This is a genomic window from Saccharopolyspora gloriosae (assembly GCF_022828475.1).
Lineage (GTDB): Bacteria > Actinomycetota > Actinomycetes > Mycobacteriales > Pseudonocardiaceae > Saccharopolyspora_C > Saccharopolyspora_C gloriosae_A.
Genome location: NZ_CP059557.1, coordinates 3183943 through 3202039, shown reverse-complemented (window position 1 = coordinate 3202039; position 18097 = coordinate 3183943). Strand labels below are relative to the sequence as shown.

13 protein-coding genes are annotated in these 18097 nt (G+C 69.1%); 2 read left to right on the top strand and 11 right to left on the bottom strand.

The features are described 5' to 3' along the window. Positions 1-11: 11 nt before the first annotated feature. The 4 genes from H2Q94_RS13670 to H2Q94_RS13655 all read right to left on the bottom strand — a co-directional run bounded on the left by H2Q94_RS13670 (position 12) and on the right by H2Q94_RS13655 (position 3470). Complete coding sequence (locus H2Q94_RS13670) at positions 12-641, bottom strand: MBL fold metallo-hydrolase (RefSeq protein ID WP_243795150.1); 630 nt, start codon at positions 639-641, stop codon at positions 12-14. Further along, on the bottom strand, positions 641-1723 hold the full coding sequence (locus H2Q94_RS13665) for an S-(hydroxymethyl)mycothiol dehydrogenase (protein WP_243795149.1): 1083 nt from the start codon (positions 1721-1723) through the stop codon (positions 641-643). The genes H2Q94_RS13670 and H2Q94_RS13665 overlap by 1 nt, the downstream gene beginning before the upstream one ends. After that, positions 1720-1881: a hypothetical protein gene (locus H2Q94_RS13660; RefSeq protein WP_243795148.1), complete on the bottom strand. Its 162-nt coding sequence runs from the start codon at positions 1879-1881 to the stop codon at positions 1720-1722. Before H2Q94_RS13660 ends, H2Q94_RS13665 begins: the two co-directional genes overlap by 4 nt. Before the next feature lie 152 nt (positions 1882-2033). After that, positions 2034-3470 (bottom strand): DNA-binding protein, encoded by a 1437-nt coding sequence (locus H2Q94_RS13655; protein ID WP_243795146.1) that lies wholly within the window; start codon positions 3468-3470, stop codon positions 2034-2036. 741 nt (positions 3471-4211) lie between these two features. Between H2Q94_RS13655 and H2Q94_RS13650 the strand changes: the two genes are divergently transcribed. Further along, positions 4212-5630, top strand: coding sequence for a DNA-binding protein (locus H2Q94_RS13650; RefSeq protein ID WP_243795142.1), 1419 nt, complete (start codon positions 4212-4214; stop codon positions 5628-5630). Positions 5631-5664: 34 nt separating this feature from the next. Here the strand turns inward: H2Q94_RS13650 and H2Q94_RS13645 are convergent, their stop codons facing one another. Then, entirely contained in the window at positions 5665-8298 is a 2634-nt protein-coding gene (locus tag H2Q94_RS13645; protein WP_243795140.1) for a cation-translocating P-type ATPase, read from the bottom strand. Positions 8299-8527: 229 nt separating this feature from the next. After that, positions 8528-9505 (bottom strand): class I fructose-bisphosphate aldolase, encoded by a 978-nt coding sequence (locus H2Q94_RS13640; protein ID WP_243795138.1) that lies wholly within the window; start codon positions 9503-9505, stop codon positions 8528-8530. A gap of 504 nt (positions 9506-10009) precedes the next feature. Here H2Q94_RS13640 and H2Q94_RS13635 point away from each other — a divergent pair. Then, positions 10010-10609, top strand: coding sequence for a TetR/AcrR family transcriptional regulator (locus H2Q94_RS13635; protein ID WP_243795137.1), 600 nt, complete (start codon positions 10010-10012; stop codon positions 10607-10609). A gap of 45 nt (positions 10610-10654) precedes the next feature. Here the strand turns inward: H2Q94_RS13635 and H2Q94_RS13630 are convergent, their stop codons facing one another. From H2Q94_RS13630 to H2Q94_RS13610, 5 genes are all read right to left on the bottom strand, one after another. Next, the gene (locus H2Q94_RS13630; RefSeq protein ID WP_243795136.1) at positions 10655-10996 is read right to left on the bottom strand and encodes a LytTR family DNA-binding domain-containing protein; all 342 of its coding nucleotides are present in this window, start codon (positions 10994-10996) and stop codon (positions 10655-10657) included. A 332-nt stretch (positions 10997-11328) separates the two neighbouring features. Further along, a complete protein-coding gene (locus H2Q94_RS13625) occupies positions 11329-13017 on the bottom strand; it encodes a PQQ-dependent dehydrogenase, methanol/ethanol family (protein WP_243795135.1) in 1689 nt (562 codons plus the stop codon). A gap of 14 nt (positions 13018-13031) precedes the next feature. Beyond that, positions 13032-13493 (bottom strand): MSMEG_3727 family PQQ-associated protein, encoded by a 462-nt coding sequence (locus tag H2Q94_RS13620; RefSeq protein WP_243795134.1) that lies wholly within the window; start codon positions 13491-13493, stop codon positions 13032-13034. Positions 13494-14256: 763 nt separating this feature from the next. Beyond that, positions 14257-16485 carry a catalase/peroxidase HPI gene (gene katG, locus H2Q94_RS13615; RefSeq protein ID WP_243795133.1) on the bottom strand — a complete coding sequence of 743 codons (2229 nt, stop codon included), beginning with the start codon at positions 16483-16485 and terminating at the stop codon, positions 14257-14259. A gap of 30 nt (positions 16486-16515) precedes the next feature. Further along, positions 16516-17946, bottom strand: coding sequence for a DNA-binding protein (locus H2Q94_RS13610; RefSeq protein ID WP_243795132.1), 1431 nt, complete (start codon positions 17944-17946; stop codon positions 16516-16518). Positions 17947-18097: the final 151 nt, after the last annotated feature.

The following is an 18097-nucleotide window of genomic DNA, read 5'->3' as shown; positions in this document are numbered from 1 at the left end:
AGAGCGACCGGTCAGTGCCCCCTGCTGATCCACTCGTCGAGGTGCGGTCGTTCGGCGCCGATCGTCGTGGTGTCCCCGTGGCCGGGGTGCACCGCGCGAGAATCCGGCAGCGCGAACAGCCTGTCCCGGATGGACTCGACGATGACACCGAAGTCCGAATAGGACCGGCCGGTCGCCCCTGGCCCGCCGGCGAACAACGTGTCGCCGGTGAACACCGCGTCCAGCCGCGGAACGTCGAAGCACACCGCGCCCGGCGCGTGCCCCGGGGTGTGCAGCACGTGCAGCACCACTCCGGCGACCTCGATCTCCTGACCGTCGACCAGGTACCCGTCGGGGTCTCGGCTGCCGTGGGTCTGCCGCCACAACACCAGGTCGTCGCGGTGCAGCAGCAGCGGTGAGCCGGTGGCCTCGATCAGCTGCGGGGCCACCCGCACGTGGTCGTCGTGCGCGTGGGTGGCCAGCACCGCCACCACCCGCCGGTCGCCGATCACCTCCCGGATCGCGGCGACGTCGTGCGGGGCGTCGAGAACGACGCACTCGTCGTCGTCACCGATGACCCAGACGTTGTTGTCCACCTCGAAGGTCTGCCCGTCCAGCGAGAAGGTGCCCGAGGTGATCGCGTGGTCGATGCGGGCGCCCATCAGAACACCACCACCGAACGCAGCACCTCGCCGCGCTTCATCTTCGCGAACGCGTCCTCGACCTCGCCGAGCGCGATCTCCTCGGTCACGAACTTCTCCAGCGGGAACCTGCCCTGCCGGTAGAGGTCGGCGAGCATCGGGAAGTCGCGGCTCGGCAGGCAATCGCCGTACCACGAGGACTTCAGCGCCCCGCCCCGGCCGAAGACGTCCAGCAGCGGGAGCTTGATCTCCATGTCCGGGGTGGGAACCCCGACCAGCACCACGGTCCCGGCGAGGTCGCGGGCGTAGAAGGCCTGCTGGTAGGTCTCCGGACGGCCGACCGCGTCGATCACCACGTCCGCGCCGTTGCCACCGGTCAGCGACCTGATCTCGGCGACCGCGTCGACCTCGGCGGCGTTGACGGTGTGCGTCGCGCCGAAGTCCGCTGCCCAGTTGAGCTTCGCCGGATCGGTGTCCACCGCGATGATCCGAGCGGCCCCGGCCAGCCGGGCGCCCGCGATCGCGCCGTCTCCGACACCGCCGCAGCCGATCACGGCCACCGAGTCACCGCGGGAGACGTCGCCGGTGTTGACCGCGGCACCGACTCCGGCCATCACGCCGCAGCCGAGCAGCGACACCACGGCGGGCCGGGCCTCCGGATCCACCTTCGTGCACTGCCCCGCGTGCACCAGCGTTCGCTCGGTGAACGCCCCGATGCCCAGCGCGGGCGAGAGCGGGGTGCCGTCCTCGAGGGTCATGGACTGCTCGGCGTTGTGGGTGTCGAAGCAGTACTGCGGGCGCCCGCGCTCGCAGGCGCGGCACTCGCCGCAGACCGCGCGCCAGTTGAGGACTACGAAATCGCCTTCGCCGACCTCGGTGACGTTCGGGCCGACGGCCTCGACGATCCCGGCGGCCTCGTGGCCGAGCAGGAACGGGAATTCGTCGTTGATCCCGCCCTCGCGGTAGTGCAGGTCGGTGTGGCAGACCCCGCAGGCCTGCACGCGCACCTGGACCTCACCCGGCCCCGGCTCGGGCACATCGATCGTCACCACCTCGACGGGTTTTCCACGACCAGGTGCCACCACAGCACGCGACTTGCTCATCCACGGATCCCTTCAAGAAGATCTCCACCGCCACCGCGTCGGCGAGCACCCGCCACGGCCGAGGTGCGTCCGGACAACGAACCGGCCAAGTCCAGGAAGACCTCGCCCGCGACGCGGAACCGCACTGCGACGCGGCCGCCGAACTCCCGCTCGCCCACGGGTCGAACGCGACCGCGTAGTGGACGTCGGACAACTGCCGAATGCGGTACTGCCGCTGGAGAGCCTGCGCGACGCGCCGATGTGGAACAACCGATCTTCAACCACCGGCGAGCGATCCCGGACGAACGGCGGCGCTGCCGCCACGAGCGGCTCAGAGGCCGAGCAGTCGCCGGATCTCCGGTGCGTGCCGCCGCGAGACCGGCACCAGCTCGTGCAAGCGGGGATCGGTGACTAGCACGAGTTCACCCTTCACACCGCGTTCCAGCTCGGCGACCCGGCGCAGGTTGGCCACAAAGCGCCGGTGCACCCGCCGGAAACCGTGCGGGACGAGCAGTTCCTCGACGTTGTCGAGCCCGCGGGTGGCCGCCTGGATGCGGCCGCGATCAGTGCCCAGCCACACGATGTTGCGGTCGGCCTCGGCGTAGCGGATCTCCGAGGGAGCCAGCAGCACCAGCCGGTCGTTGCGGATGCCGATCACCCGTCGCGGCAGCGAAATCGCCGCAGACTGGGCGGTGTTCTCGTAGGGCTCGCCCTCCTGCGTGCCGAACGCGCAGAACATGCCCACCACGTGGTTGGCGTCCACGATGGGGCGCAACGTGACCGGGATCGGATTCTCGCCCGGACACACCGCTAACCAGGCATGGCCGGTCCACTGTGGCCGGTCCACCGACCGGCCCGTCGCCCAGCGCACGACCTCGGCGAAGCCCGGGATGTCCGGCTGCCAGCGGTTGGCCGGTTCGAACACGCCGGTGACGACCGGGCTGTCGTTGGTCAGCCGCAGCAGCGAAGCCGCCGCGTGGTTGGCCGCGACGACATTGCCGCCGCGGTCGACGGCCATGACCGCGCCGCCGCTCTGGGCGGTCTCGGCGTTGAACTCGGCGAGCACGCTCTTGGCTTCGGACAGCGCGCGACGATAGATCTCCTGCTCCACGCTCGCGGCGGCCATCGTCAGCCACTCCGGGACACGTTCGGACATCGGCGCGTTCCACCGGGAGATGTTGATCGCGGCGACCGGCGAGCCGGTGACCACGTCGCGGATCGAGATGCCCGCGCAGGCCCATCGATGGAAGCCCTCGCACCAGTGCTCCGGCCCGGTGACGGTGACCGGACCCGAGACCTCGAGGGAGGTGCCCATCCCGTTGGTGCCGGTGCACTGCTCCGACCAGGACGACCAGGGCGCCATGTTGGCCGACTCGGCTCGTTTGCGGGTGTTCGGGTCGCCCCAGGAGCCCAGGATCCGGCCGGCTCCGTCGGTCACCGCCACGACGCCGCCGTCGAACTCGACGTCGCGGCCGGCCAGCGCGCCCAGGCCGCCGAGCTTCGCGAAGATCACGTCGTTGTCCAGCCGGTGGTCGTTGTAACCGGGAGCGTCGGGCGCGACGTGCAGCGTGGGATCGACTTCGTACTGGTCCCGGCAGCGGTACCAGGAGGCGAGGACCTCCGGGCGCACGCCGTGCTCGATGTCCTCGCCGGTCGCGAAGCTCTCCCATGCGCGGGCGACCTGGCTCGAGGTGGCCGTCAGGGAATCGCCCTCGCTGCTGCCGGAACGGCTCGAGACGATCTCCAGAGGTGGCAATCTCCCGGTCATCGCGACCTCCTCGTCGCTCTCGAAGGGCGGTACCCGCGCAGAGGATCACAGTGACTCCTGTCACAAGGTAGCCCCCGGAGTGCACCGCTTCAAGGCATGCAGGCTTCACGCGGCAGATCCGCCGCGCCGGTCGGGACGCCGAAGACCTCCTTTGCCTCGGTGAAAAGCATCGCCTCGACCCCAGTTCGGACGACAGGATGCCGGGTGTTGTCCGTTATGCCAACGGATCGCCACCGAACGGAAGCCGATCACGCACGAACGGTCCCTCCAAGTCGATGAACGGGCGGACGCGGCGCCGCCACCGGAACCGTCGCCGACATGCCCGAACTCCCGCGCATCAAAGAATTTTCGTCCGGTCCACCGTGGATTCCCCGCCGAGGCGACCTGAACGAACCCGCCGACCCACGATCACTCGCCCGGCGGTTGCATTACGGCAAGCCCGAACGCTAGCCGGACCGGCGCGCGGAGAGCGCGATTTCGGCGCATCGCGATCACTTTCCCGCCAGCGCGTCGATCCTGCCCGCCCACGGCGTCGACACCGGAAGCGTTCCGCCACTGATGTGTGCTCCCGGACCGTTCATTACCGCCTGGCTACCGCTCGTGTCAGGTTGGGCCGCCGTTGTCCCAGCCCGCTGGTACTCGCCTCATTCGGCGTCTTAACGTGCGAATCTGCGGTGGGCACTCCCAGCGCGGCATCCGGACGGTTACCGGTCGGCCCGGTGAGACCAAAGGCGGTCTTGTATGGCGGAAGTGCACCGGCTCGACCCGATCCACCGCAGCCCCGGGAAGTCGACGGTGTACGCGGCGTGGGAACGCTTCGTGCGGGGTGAAGACGACATCCGCGGTGTGCGACCGGAAGTGCTGGTCTCCTGGCTCCGCTGCCGGGACCGCTATCGGGTCGATCCGAACCTCGCCAAGGCGCCGGTCGCGGTCGCCGAGGTCGAGCACACGCTGGAACATGACGTGGTCCTCGCCGAGCTCGGCTTCCGCGCGGCCACGGTGGCCCACGAGGTGAGCAACGCGGGCGGCATCGTGACGGTCACCGACGCCACCGGACGGGTGCTGGCCGAATGGGGCGATCCGCGCACCCGTGATCACGCCGCACAGGCCAACCTGGCGCCGTGGTTCTCCTGGGCGGAGGGCTCGACCGGGACCAACGGCATCGGCACCGCGCTGGAATCGCGATCACCGGTGATGATCCGGGGCGCGGAGCACTGGTGTCAGGCCTTCCACGACTGGAACTGCGCGGGAGTGGCGGTGCACGACTTGGTCACCGGGGAACCCATCGCCGCGTTGAACATCTCCTGTTTGCGCAGCGAACTCCCCACGGCGGCGGGCGCCTGGTTGTCGAACGCCGCCACCCGGACCGGGCGCACGCTGCGCAAGCGCGCCCAGGACGGCTGCGCCGAGCTGATCGCCGCCTACAACCGGGTGCGGGTGCGGGTGGGGGTGTCGTTGGCGGCGTTGGATCCGGCGGGCCGGGTGGTGATCGCCGATGATCGGGCGAGTGTGCTGCTGGGGGTGCCGGGTTCGACGCCCGCGTCCGATCCCGCGGCACGCTGGAACCCGGGCCTCCCGGAGCTGGCCCGGGTGGCCGGATACGCGGCCAAACAAGCATCACGAAACCCGGACTGGGTCGGGGCCACCCAGATCTTCACACACCTGGCCGACGAACCCACCCCGATCAGCATCCGCCCGGTATTCCTGGCCGGACACCTCGTCGGCAACCTCGTCGAATTCGGCGTATCCGACGCCGAACAACTCCCCCACACCCACACCACCCCCCACCACAACCACAGTCAACAACAGGGGCAGGGGCAGGGCCGGGGCTCCCGGGTCGTGGCCACACGCGACAACCGCATGGTGCTGCTACACCACCCCGAAATCTCCTTCGCCGAATCCGACGGCAACGACGTCTGGCTCACCACCGACCAAGGACGACTCCGCGCCGCCACACCAGCCCTCGACAAACTCGAAACACAACTCGCCCACACCGGCCTGCGCGTCCACCGCCAATACATCGTCAACCTCAACCGCATCCGCGAAATCGAACGCGGCACCAAAGGCGAACTCACCCTCATCATGGACGACCACGCCCACACCATGATCCCCGTCTCCCGACGCAACACCCCCGCCCTCCGCCGCGCACTCGGCATCTAACGGAGCCACCCGCCCGGTCCGCGCGGAACCGGGTTCAGCGCCGGCGACGCAGCTTCACCAGGTCGATCCACACCACCGCCAGAACCGGAACCAGCACCGCCACGAGCCACTGACCTGCGGTCAAGGTCGTGAGGTTCAGCGCGTCGCGCACCACGGGCACGGTCATGATCAGCACCAGCGAAGCGGCGGTGACCAGAGTCCAAGGCGGCAGGAAGCCGTTGGAGCGCATTCCCAGTCGCACCAACGGGGTTCGTTCCGAACGCATCACCCAGGCCAGTGCCGAATAGCCGACCATCCATCCGACGAAAGCGAGCGTCTGCGCGGTGGCGATCGGCACGCCGCCCCAGATCGCCCCGAGATAGATGGAGGTGACCGCGGCGAACAGCGTGGCACCGCAGGTGAAGATCGCGGTGATCAGCGGCCGGTCCAGGAACGGACGCCGCTGGTCGCGCGGCGCCCGTCGCATGGTGTCGCTCTCGGCGGGTTCGGCGGCGAAGGTGGCGCTGCCCGCGATGTCCATGAACATCTCCAGCACCACGATCTGGATCGGGGTGAACGGCACCGGCAGCCCCAGCGCGACTCCGCCCACCGCCGTGGCGATGAGCCCGACCTTGCAGGCCAGGTAGTAGCGCACGCCCTTGCGCAGGTTGTCGAACAGCTGCCTGCCCTCGCGCACCGCGCGGGTGATGGTGGCGAAGTCGTCGTCGGCCAGCACGACATCGGCGGCCTCGCGGGCGACGTCCGTGCCGCCGGCTCCCATCGCGATGCCCACGTCGGCCTGGGCCAGCGCCGGGGTGTCGTTGACGCCGTCACCGGTGACCGCGACGATCTCCCGCCGGGCGTGCAGCGTGCGCACCAGCCGCAGCTTGTGCTCCGGAATGGTGCGCGCGAACAGCGAAGTCACCGAGACGGCCTCGGCCAGCGCTTCGTCGTCGAGCTCGTCGATCTGCGGGCCGGTGAGCAGCGATCCGGTGCCGTCGAGTCCGATCTCGGCGGCGATGGCCCTCGCGGTGTCCGGGTGATCGCCGGTGATCATGACGACCCGGATGCCCGCCTGCCGCAGATCGCGCACCGCTGCGGCGACCTCGGGGCGTGCCGGGTCGATCAGCCCGGCGAACCCGGTCAGCACGAGTCCGGTCTCGGCTTCGTCGCGGTCGAGCGCCCCGCCGGGCACCTCGCGGGTGGCCACCGCGATCACCCGCATCCCCTGCGCGGCCATCCGGTCGACCTGAGCGCGCAAGCGGTTCCGATCGTCCTCGGTGAGCGGCTCGGCACGTCCCCCGACCAGCCGGCTCGCGCACCGGCCGAGCACGACCTCGGGCGCTCCCTTGGCGATCAGCAGCGGCCCGCCGTCACCGCGATGCACCGCGGACATGATCTTGCGGTCGGTGTCGAAGGGGTGCTCGGCCAGCAGCTCGCCGGAAACGCCACCGGGCTGACCGGGCAGCAGGCCGTGGCGGTGAGCGGCTTCCAACAGCGCGGCGTCGGTCGGGTCGCCGAGGACGCGCACGGTGTCGTCCTGGTGCACCACCGTCGCGTCCGTGCAGCCCGCGGCGAACGCGAGCAATCGCCGCTGCGCGGCGTCGGGATCGCCCTCCAGCGCCGTGGACGCATCGGTGACCAGGTGCGACAGAGTCATCCGGTTCTCGGTGACGGTGCCGGTCTTGTCGGTGGCCACGACGGTGACGGTGCCGAGGGTTTCGGCGGCCCGGAGCCGCTTGATCACCACGTGGCGGCGAGACAGCCGGTAGGCGCCCATCCCGAGGACCATGGTGATGATGATCGGAAGCTCTTCGGGAATGGTGGCGAAGGCCAGGGTGAGTCCGGTCAGGATCATCTCCCGCCAGGGCTGCCCGCCGAGCAGCCCGAGCACCGGGACGAGCACGCTCAGCGCGAGCGCGAGCCAGGCCAGCCACCGGGCGAGGTCGCGCATGGCCTGCTGCAGCGCGGTGCGCGGCGGCTTCGACTCGTTGACCAGCCCGGTGATCCGCCCGAGCTCGGTGTCCATGGCGGTGCCCAGCACAACCGCGCGGGCTCGACCGGCGGCCACGGTCGTCCCGGCGAAGGCAGCGTTGCGGCGCTGTCCGAGCGGCGTGTCAACGGCGAGCACAGCACGGGCGTCCTTGTCCGCAGGCACCGATTCCCCGGTGAGCACCGATTCGTCCACGCGCAGCCCGGCGGATTCGATCAGCCGGGCGTCGGCGGTCAGCCGCTCCCCCGCGCGCAGCACGAGCACGTCGCCGGGCACCAGGTTCTCGGTGGGCACCGCGCGCACCGCTCCCTCGCGCAGCGCGGGCGCGGTGGGCTCGGACAGCCTGCTCAGCGCGGCGGTGGCGGCCTTGGCCCGGTACTCGGTGAACACCTCCACCAGCACGACCACGGCGATGACCAGGACGATCGCGACGGTGTCCTCGAGCTCTCCCCACACGCCGTAGAGCACGGCCACCGCGAGCAGCAGCAGGATCATCGGCTCGGTGCTCTCCTCGCGCAGCACCCGCCAGAAGGTCACGCGTCGCGGCCGGACCCGCCGGTTGGGGCCGAAGCGCACCAGCCGGGCCGCGGCCTCCTGCTCGCCGAGGCCGCGAGCAGGGTCGACCCCGAGCCGTTCCAGGACGTCGTCGGCGGAAGCCGCGTGCCCGTGCTCGACGACGGGCGGCGGAGCGCTCACCGGATTGCCCCGTTCAGCTCGGACATGCGGGCAAGTGTTGCACCGCCGCGCCGCCGAGCGTCCGCCGGACGGACCCGTCTTCTCCGCCGACCGCCCGTCCACCTGCGGCTCGAACAGCGCAGAACCAAGCACCGCCCGCTCTTGGACGGTGCTCCACGAGGCTCGACCGACCGCGGCACCGACCGGACCGGTGTCGCGGTCCGGTCGGTGCTCAGCATGCGGCCCGCGTTCAGCGCGCGGCGGCGTTCGCGGCCGCGCGCACCGAAAGCGCCCGCTGGGCGGCCTCCCAGTTGCCGTGGTCGCCCCGCCAGGTCTCGAGCGCCGGGCCGACCAGCGCCCGGCCGAACGAGTAGGTGAGCTCCCAGGGCAGCGAGCCGCAGTTCTGCATGGCCCCGAGGTGCCTGGTCGCGGTCTCCGGACTCTGCCCGCCGGAGAGGAAGGCGATGCCCGGCACCGACGGCGGCACCGTCTCACGCAGAGTGTCCACAGTGGTCTGAGCGGCCTCGTCCACGCTGGGCTGCTCCGGGCAGTCCTTGCCTGCGACCACCATGTTCGGCTTCAGGACCATGCCGTCGAAGTCGACCTGCATGAAGGCGAGCTCGTCGAACAGCGACCGCAGCACCACCCTGGTCACCTGCTGGCACTGGGCGAGCGAATGGGAACCGTCCATCAGCACCTCGGGCTCCACGATCGGCACCAGACCGCCCTCCTGACAGAGCCCCGCGTACCGCGCCAGCGCGTGCACGTTGGCGCGGACGGCGCGCTCCGAGGGGAGGCCGTCCCCGATGCTGAGCACTGCGCGCCACTTCGCGAAGGTCGCCCCGAGGCGCACGTACTCCGCGACGCGTTCGCGCAGCCCGTCCAGCCCCTCGGTGACCTTCTCCCCCGGAGCTCCCGCCAACGGCTTGGCACCGGTGTCGACCTTGATGCCGGCGTGGATGCCCAGAGCCGCCAACGCCTCGGGGAAGGTGCGCCCGTCCGACAGCTTCTGGCGAAGCGTGTCGTCGGCGAGGATGACCCCGCTGATGGAATCGGCCAGGCCGGGAGTGGTGACGATCAATTCGCGATAGACGCGCCGATTCTCGTCCGCGGCCTCGACTCCGACGCTTTCCAGTCGGGAGGACATCGTTGCGATGCTCTCGTCGGCGGCGAGAATCCCTCGCTTGTTCGAAACGAGCGTGTTGGCGACTTCGGTCAAGCTGGACATGGGTCGTTACGCCTCCTAGCGTGCCGTATTTCAACCGGCTGACCGGTTCGGAATTGCGGACCACTGAGCGATCAAGAAAAAGTTGCGCTTCTCGCCGACCGGCGCTTCGGCGAGTCGCTGCCGGATTCAGCCGGTGTCCGCCGTTCGGGCCTCAGGCCGAGCAGGCAGGACCCGACCGGACCCTGCGACCACTTTCTTCTTCCATGCCACCCTTCCTGCGGTTTCAGCCACAGCCAGGACGTGTGCCGAGTTGCCAGGCTGCACGGATCTGTACGTCCAGTCAACGCATTCCGCACGAAGCGATACTCGTGCGGCACGAACGGACCGAAAAGGGGACCAAATGGATTCGCGACCCGACGGCGCGACCGGCGCGACGAATTCAGGACTGGACGCATCGGTTCGACGTGGAACTCATTGCGCGGCACCAACAGTACGGTTATCCTGAGTCGACTTCACCGAAAGCACCGGCTTTCAAATTCGATCAAGGGTGCATCTGTGTCACCGATGGAGCACGCTGCGACCAAGCGGGAACTCATTATCAGGGAAGCCTCGCGGATGATGTACGAGCGCGGCACCGGAGTGGGCGTGGACACGCTCGTCAGCGAGATCGGCGTCGCGAAGATGACGCTCTACAAGCATTTCCCGACCAAGACCGACCTCATCGTCGCGTGCCTGGGGCACATGGACGACTGCCACCGGGTTCGGCTGAGCGGGGAGGTCGACTGGACCTCACCGCCCAGGGAACGGCTGCTCTCGGTCTTCGACTCCCTGCGCGTGTGGTTCGGCACGCCGTCGTTCCGCGGCTGCGCCTTCGTCAACGCGACCATCGAGCTCGCCGACACCTCACCGCGGGTGCGAAACGCGGTGCGCGAGCACAAGAACGCCATGCGCGCATGGGTGGTCAAGCTCGTCGAGGAGTGCGGGTTGCCGAACAAGCAGTTCGTCGCGAGCCAGATCGCTCAGCTCATGGAGGGGGCGACCACGACGGCCCTGCTCGAGCGGGATCCCGTGGCCGCCGACATCGCGCAGGCCACGGCGCTGCAGGTGCTGGAGAAGGCCAAGGAGTCGAAGAGAGCCTCCGGCGGTGACGCCCGTTCGCGGTGAGGGCGGCAGCCGGCGAGCAGCCCCGTCCTCCGCGCGCACCGGCGCTCAGAGCCCGAGAGCTTCGGTGACGAACTTCGCGCGGCGACGGGACACCGGAACGACTCCGCTGTAGTTCTCGACGGTGAGCTCGAGTTCCCCGCCGTCCTTGCGCTCCACTTCGCGCACGCGGCTGAGGTTCACCAGGTAGCTCCGGTGAACTCGTACGAAGCCGCATTCCGCGTACTTGTCATCGATGTTGTCGATCCCGTCGATCGCACACCGGAAGCGTCCGAGGTCGGTCCTCAGCCACACGGCCCTTCCCACCGCCTCGGCCACGATCACCTCGGCGATGTCGAACAGGACCTGCCGCTCCCCTTTGATCCCGACAACACGTCGCGTCGACCCCAATGCATCCTCCCGTAGCACTGTTCGGAAGCCATTCAGTCGCCTGACTCTGTCCAGGTAGTACTGCCCGGGGCTGTCCGGTGACGGCGTTCCCGTGCTGCTCGCCGGGTTTCCGCAACCGCCGGTGATCACCGGCGGTGCCGCCGGCTCTGTCGCCGGCCCCGGCTACGGGTGCGGCACCGGATTCCGGTGCCGTCCGCGAGGTAGGAGTCATGGCTCGGAGAGAAACCTCCGGGCGGGCGGTGCGGGCGTCGTACGCTCGCACCCCCGCCCGGAGGTTCCGCGGCCTCATGCCGCCACGCCGTCGGCGACGGTCGTGGCCACTACTTCGGCGATCAGTCCGGCGGCAGGGCGAACACGATCAGCGCACTGCCGTGACCCGCACCGAGCATTCCGGGGATGATGCCCTCGAGCCATCCGCCCCAACCGACCGGCACGGCGACGTACTGCCTTCCGTCGACCATGTAGGTCATCGGGCTGCCGTGGTGGCCGCTACCGCACTGGAACTTCCACAGCTCTTCGCCGGTGCCGGCGTGCAGCGCGAGGAACTCGCCCGTCGGGGTACCGGTGAACACCAGGTCCCCCGCGGTGGCCAGCACCGAGGCGGCCATCGGGTGGGGGTTGCGCCAACGCCACTTCTCGACGCCGTGGCTGTCGAAGGCGCTGACCGAACCCGCCATGTTGTCGATGTCCACCTGGACGGCGGCGCCCCAGTAGGGCATGCCCTCCCTGAACTCACGACGGCGGCGGGTCGCGGTGGCGCCCACGTCCGCGACCGGCACGTAGAACATCTCGGTGCGCGGGCTGTAAGCGGCGTGCGTCCATTCCTTGGCTCCGGCAGGACCCGGGTAGAAGTGGACGGGTTCGCCCTCCTTGTCCGGGTACTTCCGCGGAGTGACCTTGCCGTCGCGGGTGATGGCGCCCCAGTCGATCCGGTCGACGAACGGCGTCACGTGCTGCAGCTCGCCGTTCGTGCGGTCCAGCACGAAGAAGTAGCCGTTCTTGTCGAAGTGGCCGAGAAGCTTCTTCCCGTCCCGCTCGAACAGGGTCATCTCCATGGTGGAGTCGTAGTCCCAGAGGTCGTGCGGGGTGAACTGGTAGTGCCACTTGATCTCACCGGTGTCGACGTCGACCGCGACGACGCTGTCGGTGTAGAGGTTGTCGCCCTCGCGGACCGCACCGTCGAAGTCGGGTGCCGGGTTGCCGGTGCCCGCGTAGTACAGGTTGGTCTCCGGGTCGTAGGTACCGGTGACCCAGTGGTTCGCACCGCCGCGCGCCCATGCCTCGCCGTCGGCGGGCCAGGTCTCGGAGCCCGGCTCGCCCGGCTTCGGAACGGTGTAGCAGCGCCAGCGCTGCTCACCGGTTTCCAGGTCCCAGCAGTCGATGTGGCCGCGCACCCCGAACTCGCCGCCGGCGCTACCGGTGATCAGCGTGTCCTTGATGACCAGCGGGGCCAGCGAGGCGCTCTCACCGGCGCGCACGTCGCCGATGGTCTTCTCCCAGACCTTCTTGCCGTTGGTGGCGTCCAGCGCCAGCAGGTGGGCGTTCGGGGTCACGAAGTAGACCTTGCCGTTGGCCACCGCGGAACCGCGGTTGACGTTGCCGCAACACAGCGACACGTCGAAGGGAACCGCGTGCTTGTAGCGCCAGAGCTGCTCACCGGTCTTGGCGTCGAGCGCCCAGAACCAGCCGTCCCAGCCGGTGACGAACATGACGCCGTCCACGACCATCGGGGTGGTCTCGAAGGCGTAGGTCGACGCACCCGCGATCTGACCGGAGGCACCCGCCTGGAAAATCCAGGCCGGACCGATGCGCTTGACGTTCTCGGTATTGATCTGGTCGAGCAGGCTGAACCGCTTGCCGTCGTAATCGCCGTAATAGGTGATCCAGTTGTGCGATTCCGAACGCGCGTCCTTGATGCGCTCGTAGTTGATGTTGTCGGTCACGGCGGGGGCAGTGCCGGAAACGGCGCTCAGCGCACCGTGGTCGATGGCCTCACCGGCGTCAACGTATTCGACTGTCATCAGTTCGTCCCTTTCTACTGGCGCGGCTGGTCGGGGCGATCAAGACGGGCTTCCGGCGGCACCTCGCCGAGAACGACGATGGCGGCGGTCAGGCCACGGCCCTCGTCATTGCCACCGGGCGAGCTGTACCAGTAGTAGCCGGGGCCATCGAGGTTGAGCTTCGCCGTGCCTTTGGAATGGTTCAACAGCCAGAGGAACTTCTTGTCGCCGTTGCTCGGCAGCAAGCAGGCGTGGGTGTTCTTGTCGTCGTTGATGACGGTCAGCTCGACGTCACCGCCGTGCGGCAGGACCAGGATCGCGGGGTCCCAGGCGATCTGGTCCTCCCGGATCCGGATGGTGGCCTCCATCGTGCCGTCCGCACGCTCGGTGGCCCGCTCGATCCTGCCGGTGCCCAGCACCCGGCCGATCGCTGCGCTGTTCTGCTCGTCCAAGCCGAGCTCGCCCAGAAGGTCGTCGCGTTCCCGAGTCGTCGTCATTGGACCTCACCTCCTCATTTTCGGAATCCATTTCCGGATCGCTCATACCTATCTGGGTTCGCTCGCAAATGGGTGTGCTTCACATGCAGGCCCATCGTTCCCCTTTGCGATGCCTCCGCAGACACTTCCGTTCGACGGAAAAAGCCTCAGCCGTTGTTCGAATTCACCGGCGACTCCCGTGGTCGTCGCACAAGACGGGAATCAGCGGCACTCAGCGAAGGATGTGCGCGCTGAAACGCTGTGCCCTCCCACAGGAACACGGTGTCGTGGTGAGCAGAGCTTCGCGGAGTGATCTCCAGTCCGGAGTTCCGCTTCTTTCTTCAACCTGTGGTACTCATGAATTTTACGGTGTCCCAGAGCACACCGAAAGGGTTGACCGCTAACCCGGATCGCCACACCGCTCGCACGGAATCAGCTACCGCCCAACCCGGTTCGTGATCCGAGGTCCTCAACAGTGGACTGCCCGACCGGCCCCGCAGCGATGCCACCGAACCGCGAAAGCGGCCGCCTGCCGGAACTCTCGGCTGCGGCATCGATCTTAGAGACCTGGGCGCGCGACCGCCATCACCGCTGCGAGCGCTCCCGGCATCCGGGCGAACCTCCGGCACATCGGTGCCGGAAACCGTTGCCGCGCACCGTCTTTCGAGGATCGCAGGCCGACCGGCATGCAACGGCCCGCGCGGACCGTTGGTCCCCGCGGGCTCGGTGGAAATCGCCGTGCGTTCGCGCCGCGCCGGAACGCGTCCGGTGGCCGGGCGAATCGTCAGGTCAGGTCGAAGCGGTCGAGGCTCATCACCTTGTGCCACGCGGCCGCGAAGTCACCGACGAACTTCTCCTGCTCGGCGGCGTAGACCTCGGCGATCGCGCGCAGCTCCGAGTGCGAGCCGAAGATCAGGTCCACCCGGCCGGCGGTCCACCGCGGCGCGGCGGTGGACCGATCACGTCCCACGAAGGTCCCGGGCGGGCCGTGCTTCGGCGTGTTCGGGACCCATTCGGTGCTCATGTCGAGGAGGTTGGTGAAGAAGTCGTTGGTGAGCAGGCCGGGCCGGTCGGTGAGCACGCCGAGCCGGGAGTGCCGGTGGCCGGCGTCCAGCACGCGCAGTCCGCCGACGAGCGCGGTCATCTCCGGGGCGGACAGGGTGAGCAGGTTGGCCCGGTCGACGAGCTGGTATTCGGCGGGGAGCCGGTTCGCCTTGCCGTAGTGATTGCGGAAACCGTCGGCGCGCGGTTCGAGCGCGGCGAACGATTCCACGTCGGTCCACTCCTGGTCGGCGTCGGTGCGGCCCGGGGTGAACGGCACCCGAACGTCGTGACCGGCCAGCGCGGCGGCGCGCTCCACCGCGGCACACCCGGCCAGCACGATCAGGTCGGCCATCGAAATCTGCTCCGGGTGCTCGGCGTTGAACCGGCGGCGGATCCGTTCGAGGACGTCCAGCACCTTCGCCAGCGTCTCCGGGTCGTTGGCCTCCCAGTCCCGCTGCGGAGCCAACCGGATGCGGGCGCCGTTGGCGCCGCCGCGCTTGTCGCTGTCCCGGTAGGTCGACGCCGAGGCCCAGGCGACGAACACGAGATCTCGGACCGGCAGACCCGAAGCGAGCACGCGGCTTTGGAGCTCGGCGATGCCCGCGGCTGCGACCAGCTCGTGGTCGACGGGAGGAACCGGGTCCTGCCAGCGTGCCCGCTGCTCGGGAACCAGCGGACCGAGGTAGCGCTGGATCGGCCCCATGTCGAGGTGGGTGAGCTTGAACCAGGCGCGCGCGAAGGCATCCGCGAACTGCTCCGGGTGTTCCAAGAAGCGCCGCGCGATGGGCTCGTAGACCGGGTCCTCCTGCAACGCGAGGTCGGTGGTGAGCATCGTCGGGGCGTGGCGGACGTCCGGGTCGTGCGGGTCGGGAATGGTGCCCGCGCCCTCGCCGCCTCGGGGAATCCACTGCCACAGTCCCGCGGGGCTGAGCTCCACGTCCCACTCGTAGGCGAACAGGGTCTCCAGGAACGAGTTGTCCCACCGGGTCGGTGTGGGCGTCCAGATGCCCTCCAGTCCGGTGGAGATCGCGTCCGATGCGCTGCCCGTGCCGTGGCTGTTGCGCCAGCCCAGCCCCATGTCCTCCATCGGAGCCGCCTCGGGCTCGTCGCCGAGGCTCTTGATGATGTCGGCGGCGCCGTGGGTCTTGCCGAAGGTGTGCCCGCCGGCGATCAGCGCCACGGTCTCCTCGTCGTTCATTCCCATCCGCGCGAACGTGGTGCGGATGTCCCGCGCCGAGGCGACGGGGTCGGGTCGGGTATCGGGTCCCTGCGGGTCGACGTAGATCAGGCCCATCTCGTCGGCGGCCAGCGGTTCGACCAGGTCGCGCACGCCGGTGTGCCGTTCATCGCCCAGCCAGGTCCGCTCGGGACCCCAGTAGACGTCGGCTTCCGGTTCCCAGGTGTCCCGGCGTCCGCCGGCGAAACCGAGGGTGCGAAAGCCCATGGCCTCCAACGCTCGGTTGCCTGCGAAGACCATGAGGTCGGCCCAGGAGATGCTGCGGCCGTACTTCTGCTTCACGGGCCACAGCAGTCGGCGGGCCTTGTCCAGATTGCGGTTGTCCGGCCAGCTGTTGGTCGGGGCGAAGCGCTGCATGCCCGACGAGGCCCCGCCGCGTCCGTCGCCGATGCGGTAGGTACCGGCGCAGTGCCACGTCATCCGCAGCACCAGCGGCCCGTAGTGGCCGAAATCCGCCGGCCACCAGTCCTGCGAGGTCGTCAGCACCTCGTCGATGTCGCGGGCCAGCGCGTCGAGGTCCAACTCGGCGAACTCCGCGGCGTAGTCGAAGTTCTCCCCCATCGGATCCCGCGCCGGGTGGTGCTTGGCCAGGATTCGGAGGTTGAGGCGGTTCGGCCACCAATCGCAGTTGTTCCCACCGGCGACGGGTTGATTGCGCACGCGCTCGGTCGTCCGGCGGACGCTCTGGTCGTAGTTGGGGGTGGTCGCCACGGTGTCGGGGTTCTCGGGCATGGAGGCTCCTTCCCAGGGCGGGTGGCTCCGTTAGATGCCGAGTGCGCGGCGGAGGGCGGGGGTGTTGCGTCGGGAGACGGGGATCATGGTGTGGGCGTGGTCGTCCATGATGAGGGTGAGTTCGCCTTTGGTGCCGCGTTCGATTTCGCGGATGCGGTTGAGGTTGACGATGTATTGGCGGTGGACGCGCAGGCCGGTGTGGGCGAGTTGTGTTTCGAGTTTGTCGAGGGCTGGTGTGGCGGCGCGGAGTCGTCCTTGGTCGGTGGTGAGCCAGACGTCGTTGCCGTCGGATTCGGCGAAGGAGATTTCGGGGTGGTGTAGCAGCACCATGCGGTTGTCGCGTGTGGCCACGACCCGGGAGCCCCGGCCCTGCCCCTGCCCCTGTTGTTGACTGTGGTTGTGGTGGGGGGTGGTGTGGGTGTGGGGGAGTTGTTCGGCGTCGGATACGCCGAATTCGACGAGGTTGCCGACGAGGTGTCCGGCCAGGAATACCGGGCGGATGCTGATCGGGGTGGGTTCGTCGGCCAGGTGTGTGAAGATCTGGGTGGCCCCGACCCAGTCCGGGTTTCGTGATGCTTGTTTGGCCGCGTATCCGGCCACCCGGGCCAGCTCCGGGAGGCCCGGGTTCCAGCGTGCCGCGGGATCGGACGCGGGCGTCGAACCCGGCACCCCCAGCAGCACACTCGCCCGATCATCGGCGATCACCACCCGGCCCGCCGGATCCAACGCCGCCAACGACACCCCCACCCGCACCCGCACCCGGTTGCGCGCGTGGTTGTACGCCGCGATCAGCTCGGCACCCGCGTCCCGAGCGCGCCGCCGCAGCATGAACTGCGTCCTGCTGGCGGCATTGCTCAGCCAAGCGCGGACGGACTCCGGGAGTTCGCTGCGCCAGCAGGAGATGTTCAGCGCCGCGACCGGGTCGCCGGTCACCACGTCGCGCACCGCCACTCCCGCGCAGTTCCAGTCGTGGAAGGCCTGACACCAGTGCTCCGCACCCCGGATCACCACCGGTGATCGCGACTCCAGCGCGGTGCCCATGCCGTTGGTCCCGGTCGAACCCTCCGCCCAGGAGAACCACGGCGCCATGTTCGCCTTGGCGGCGTAGTTGCGCGTGTCCGTGTTGCCCCACTGGGCCAGCATCCGCCCGGTGGCGTCGGTGACCGTCACGACTCCGCCCGCGTTGCTCACCTCGTTGACAACAGCGGCCGCCCGGAAGCCGAGCTCGGCGAAGACCACGTCGTGCTCGAGCGTGTGGTCCACATCCGTGATGGCCACCGGGGCTTCGGCCAGGTACGGATCGACCCGGTACTGATCGCGGCACCGCTGCCAGGACAACGCCACTTCCGGCCGCACACCGCGGATGTCGTCCTCGCCCCGCACGAAGCGCTCCCACGCCCCGTACACCGCCGACTGGTCCCCGCCGCCCGTCCTGGCGCGGAGCCGGTGCATCTCTCCCATACGAGACCGCCTTTGGTCCGTCACCGACCCGGAACGCGCGCGAAGCCGGTGCGACCGCATGTCACTTCGCGTTCCGAGCGAGTCCGCGTCACTGCTCCGATTTCGCACGCGGACCGGTGTCCTGCTGGAAACGCCAAGAGATCCGGATCCG

Bases quoted from the DNA above. Each gene is read 5' to 3' on its own strand.
- H2Q94_RS13670 (WP_243795150.1), bottom strand. From the start codon at position 641: ATGGGCGCCCGCATCGACCACGCGATCACCTCGGGCACCTTCTCGCTG.
- H2Q94_RS13665 (WP_243795149.1), bottom strand. From the start codon at position 1,723: ATGAGCAAGTCGCGTGCTGTGGTGGCACCTGGTCGTGGAAAACCCGTC.
- H2Q94_RS13655 (WP_243795146.1), bottom strand. From the start codon at position 3,470: ATGACCGGGAGATTGCCACCTCTGGAGATCGTCTCGAGCCGTTCCGGC.
- H2Q94_RS13650 (WP_243795142.1), top strand. From the start codon at position 4,212: ATGGCGGAAGTGCACCGGCTCGACCCGATCCACCGCAGCCCCGGGAAG.
- H2Q94_RS13640 (WP_243795138.1), bottom strand. From the start codon at position 9,505: ATGTCCAGCTTGACCGAAGTCGCCAACACGCTCGTTTCGAACAAGCGA.
- H2Q94_RS13635 (WP_243795137.1), top strand. From the start codon at position 10,010: ATGGAGCACGCTGCGACCAAGCGGGAACTCATTATCAGGGAAGCCTCG.
- H2Q94_RS13625 (WP_243795135.1), bottom strand. From the start codon at position 13,017: ATGACAGTCGAATACGTTGACGCCGGTGAGGCCATCGACCACGGTGCG.
- H2Q94_RS13620 (WP_243795134.1), bottom strand. From the start codon at position 13,493: ATGACGACGACTCGGGAACGCGACGACCTTCTGGGCGAGCTCGGCTTG.
- katG (WP_243795133.1), bottom strand. From the start codon at position 16,485: ATGCCCGAGAACCCCGACACCGTGGCGACCACCCCCAACTACGACCAG.
- H2Q94_RS13610 (WP_243795132.1), bottom strand. From the start codon at position 17,946: ATGGGAGAGATGCACCGGCTCCGCGCCAGGACGGGCGGCGGGGACCAG.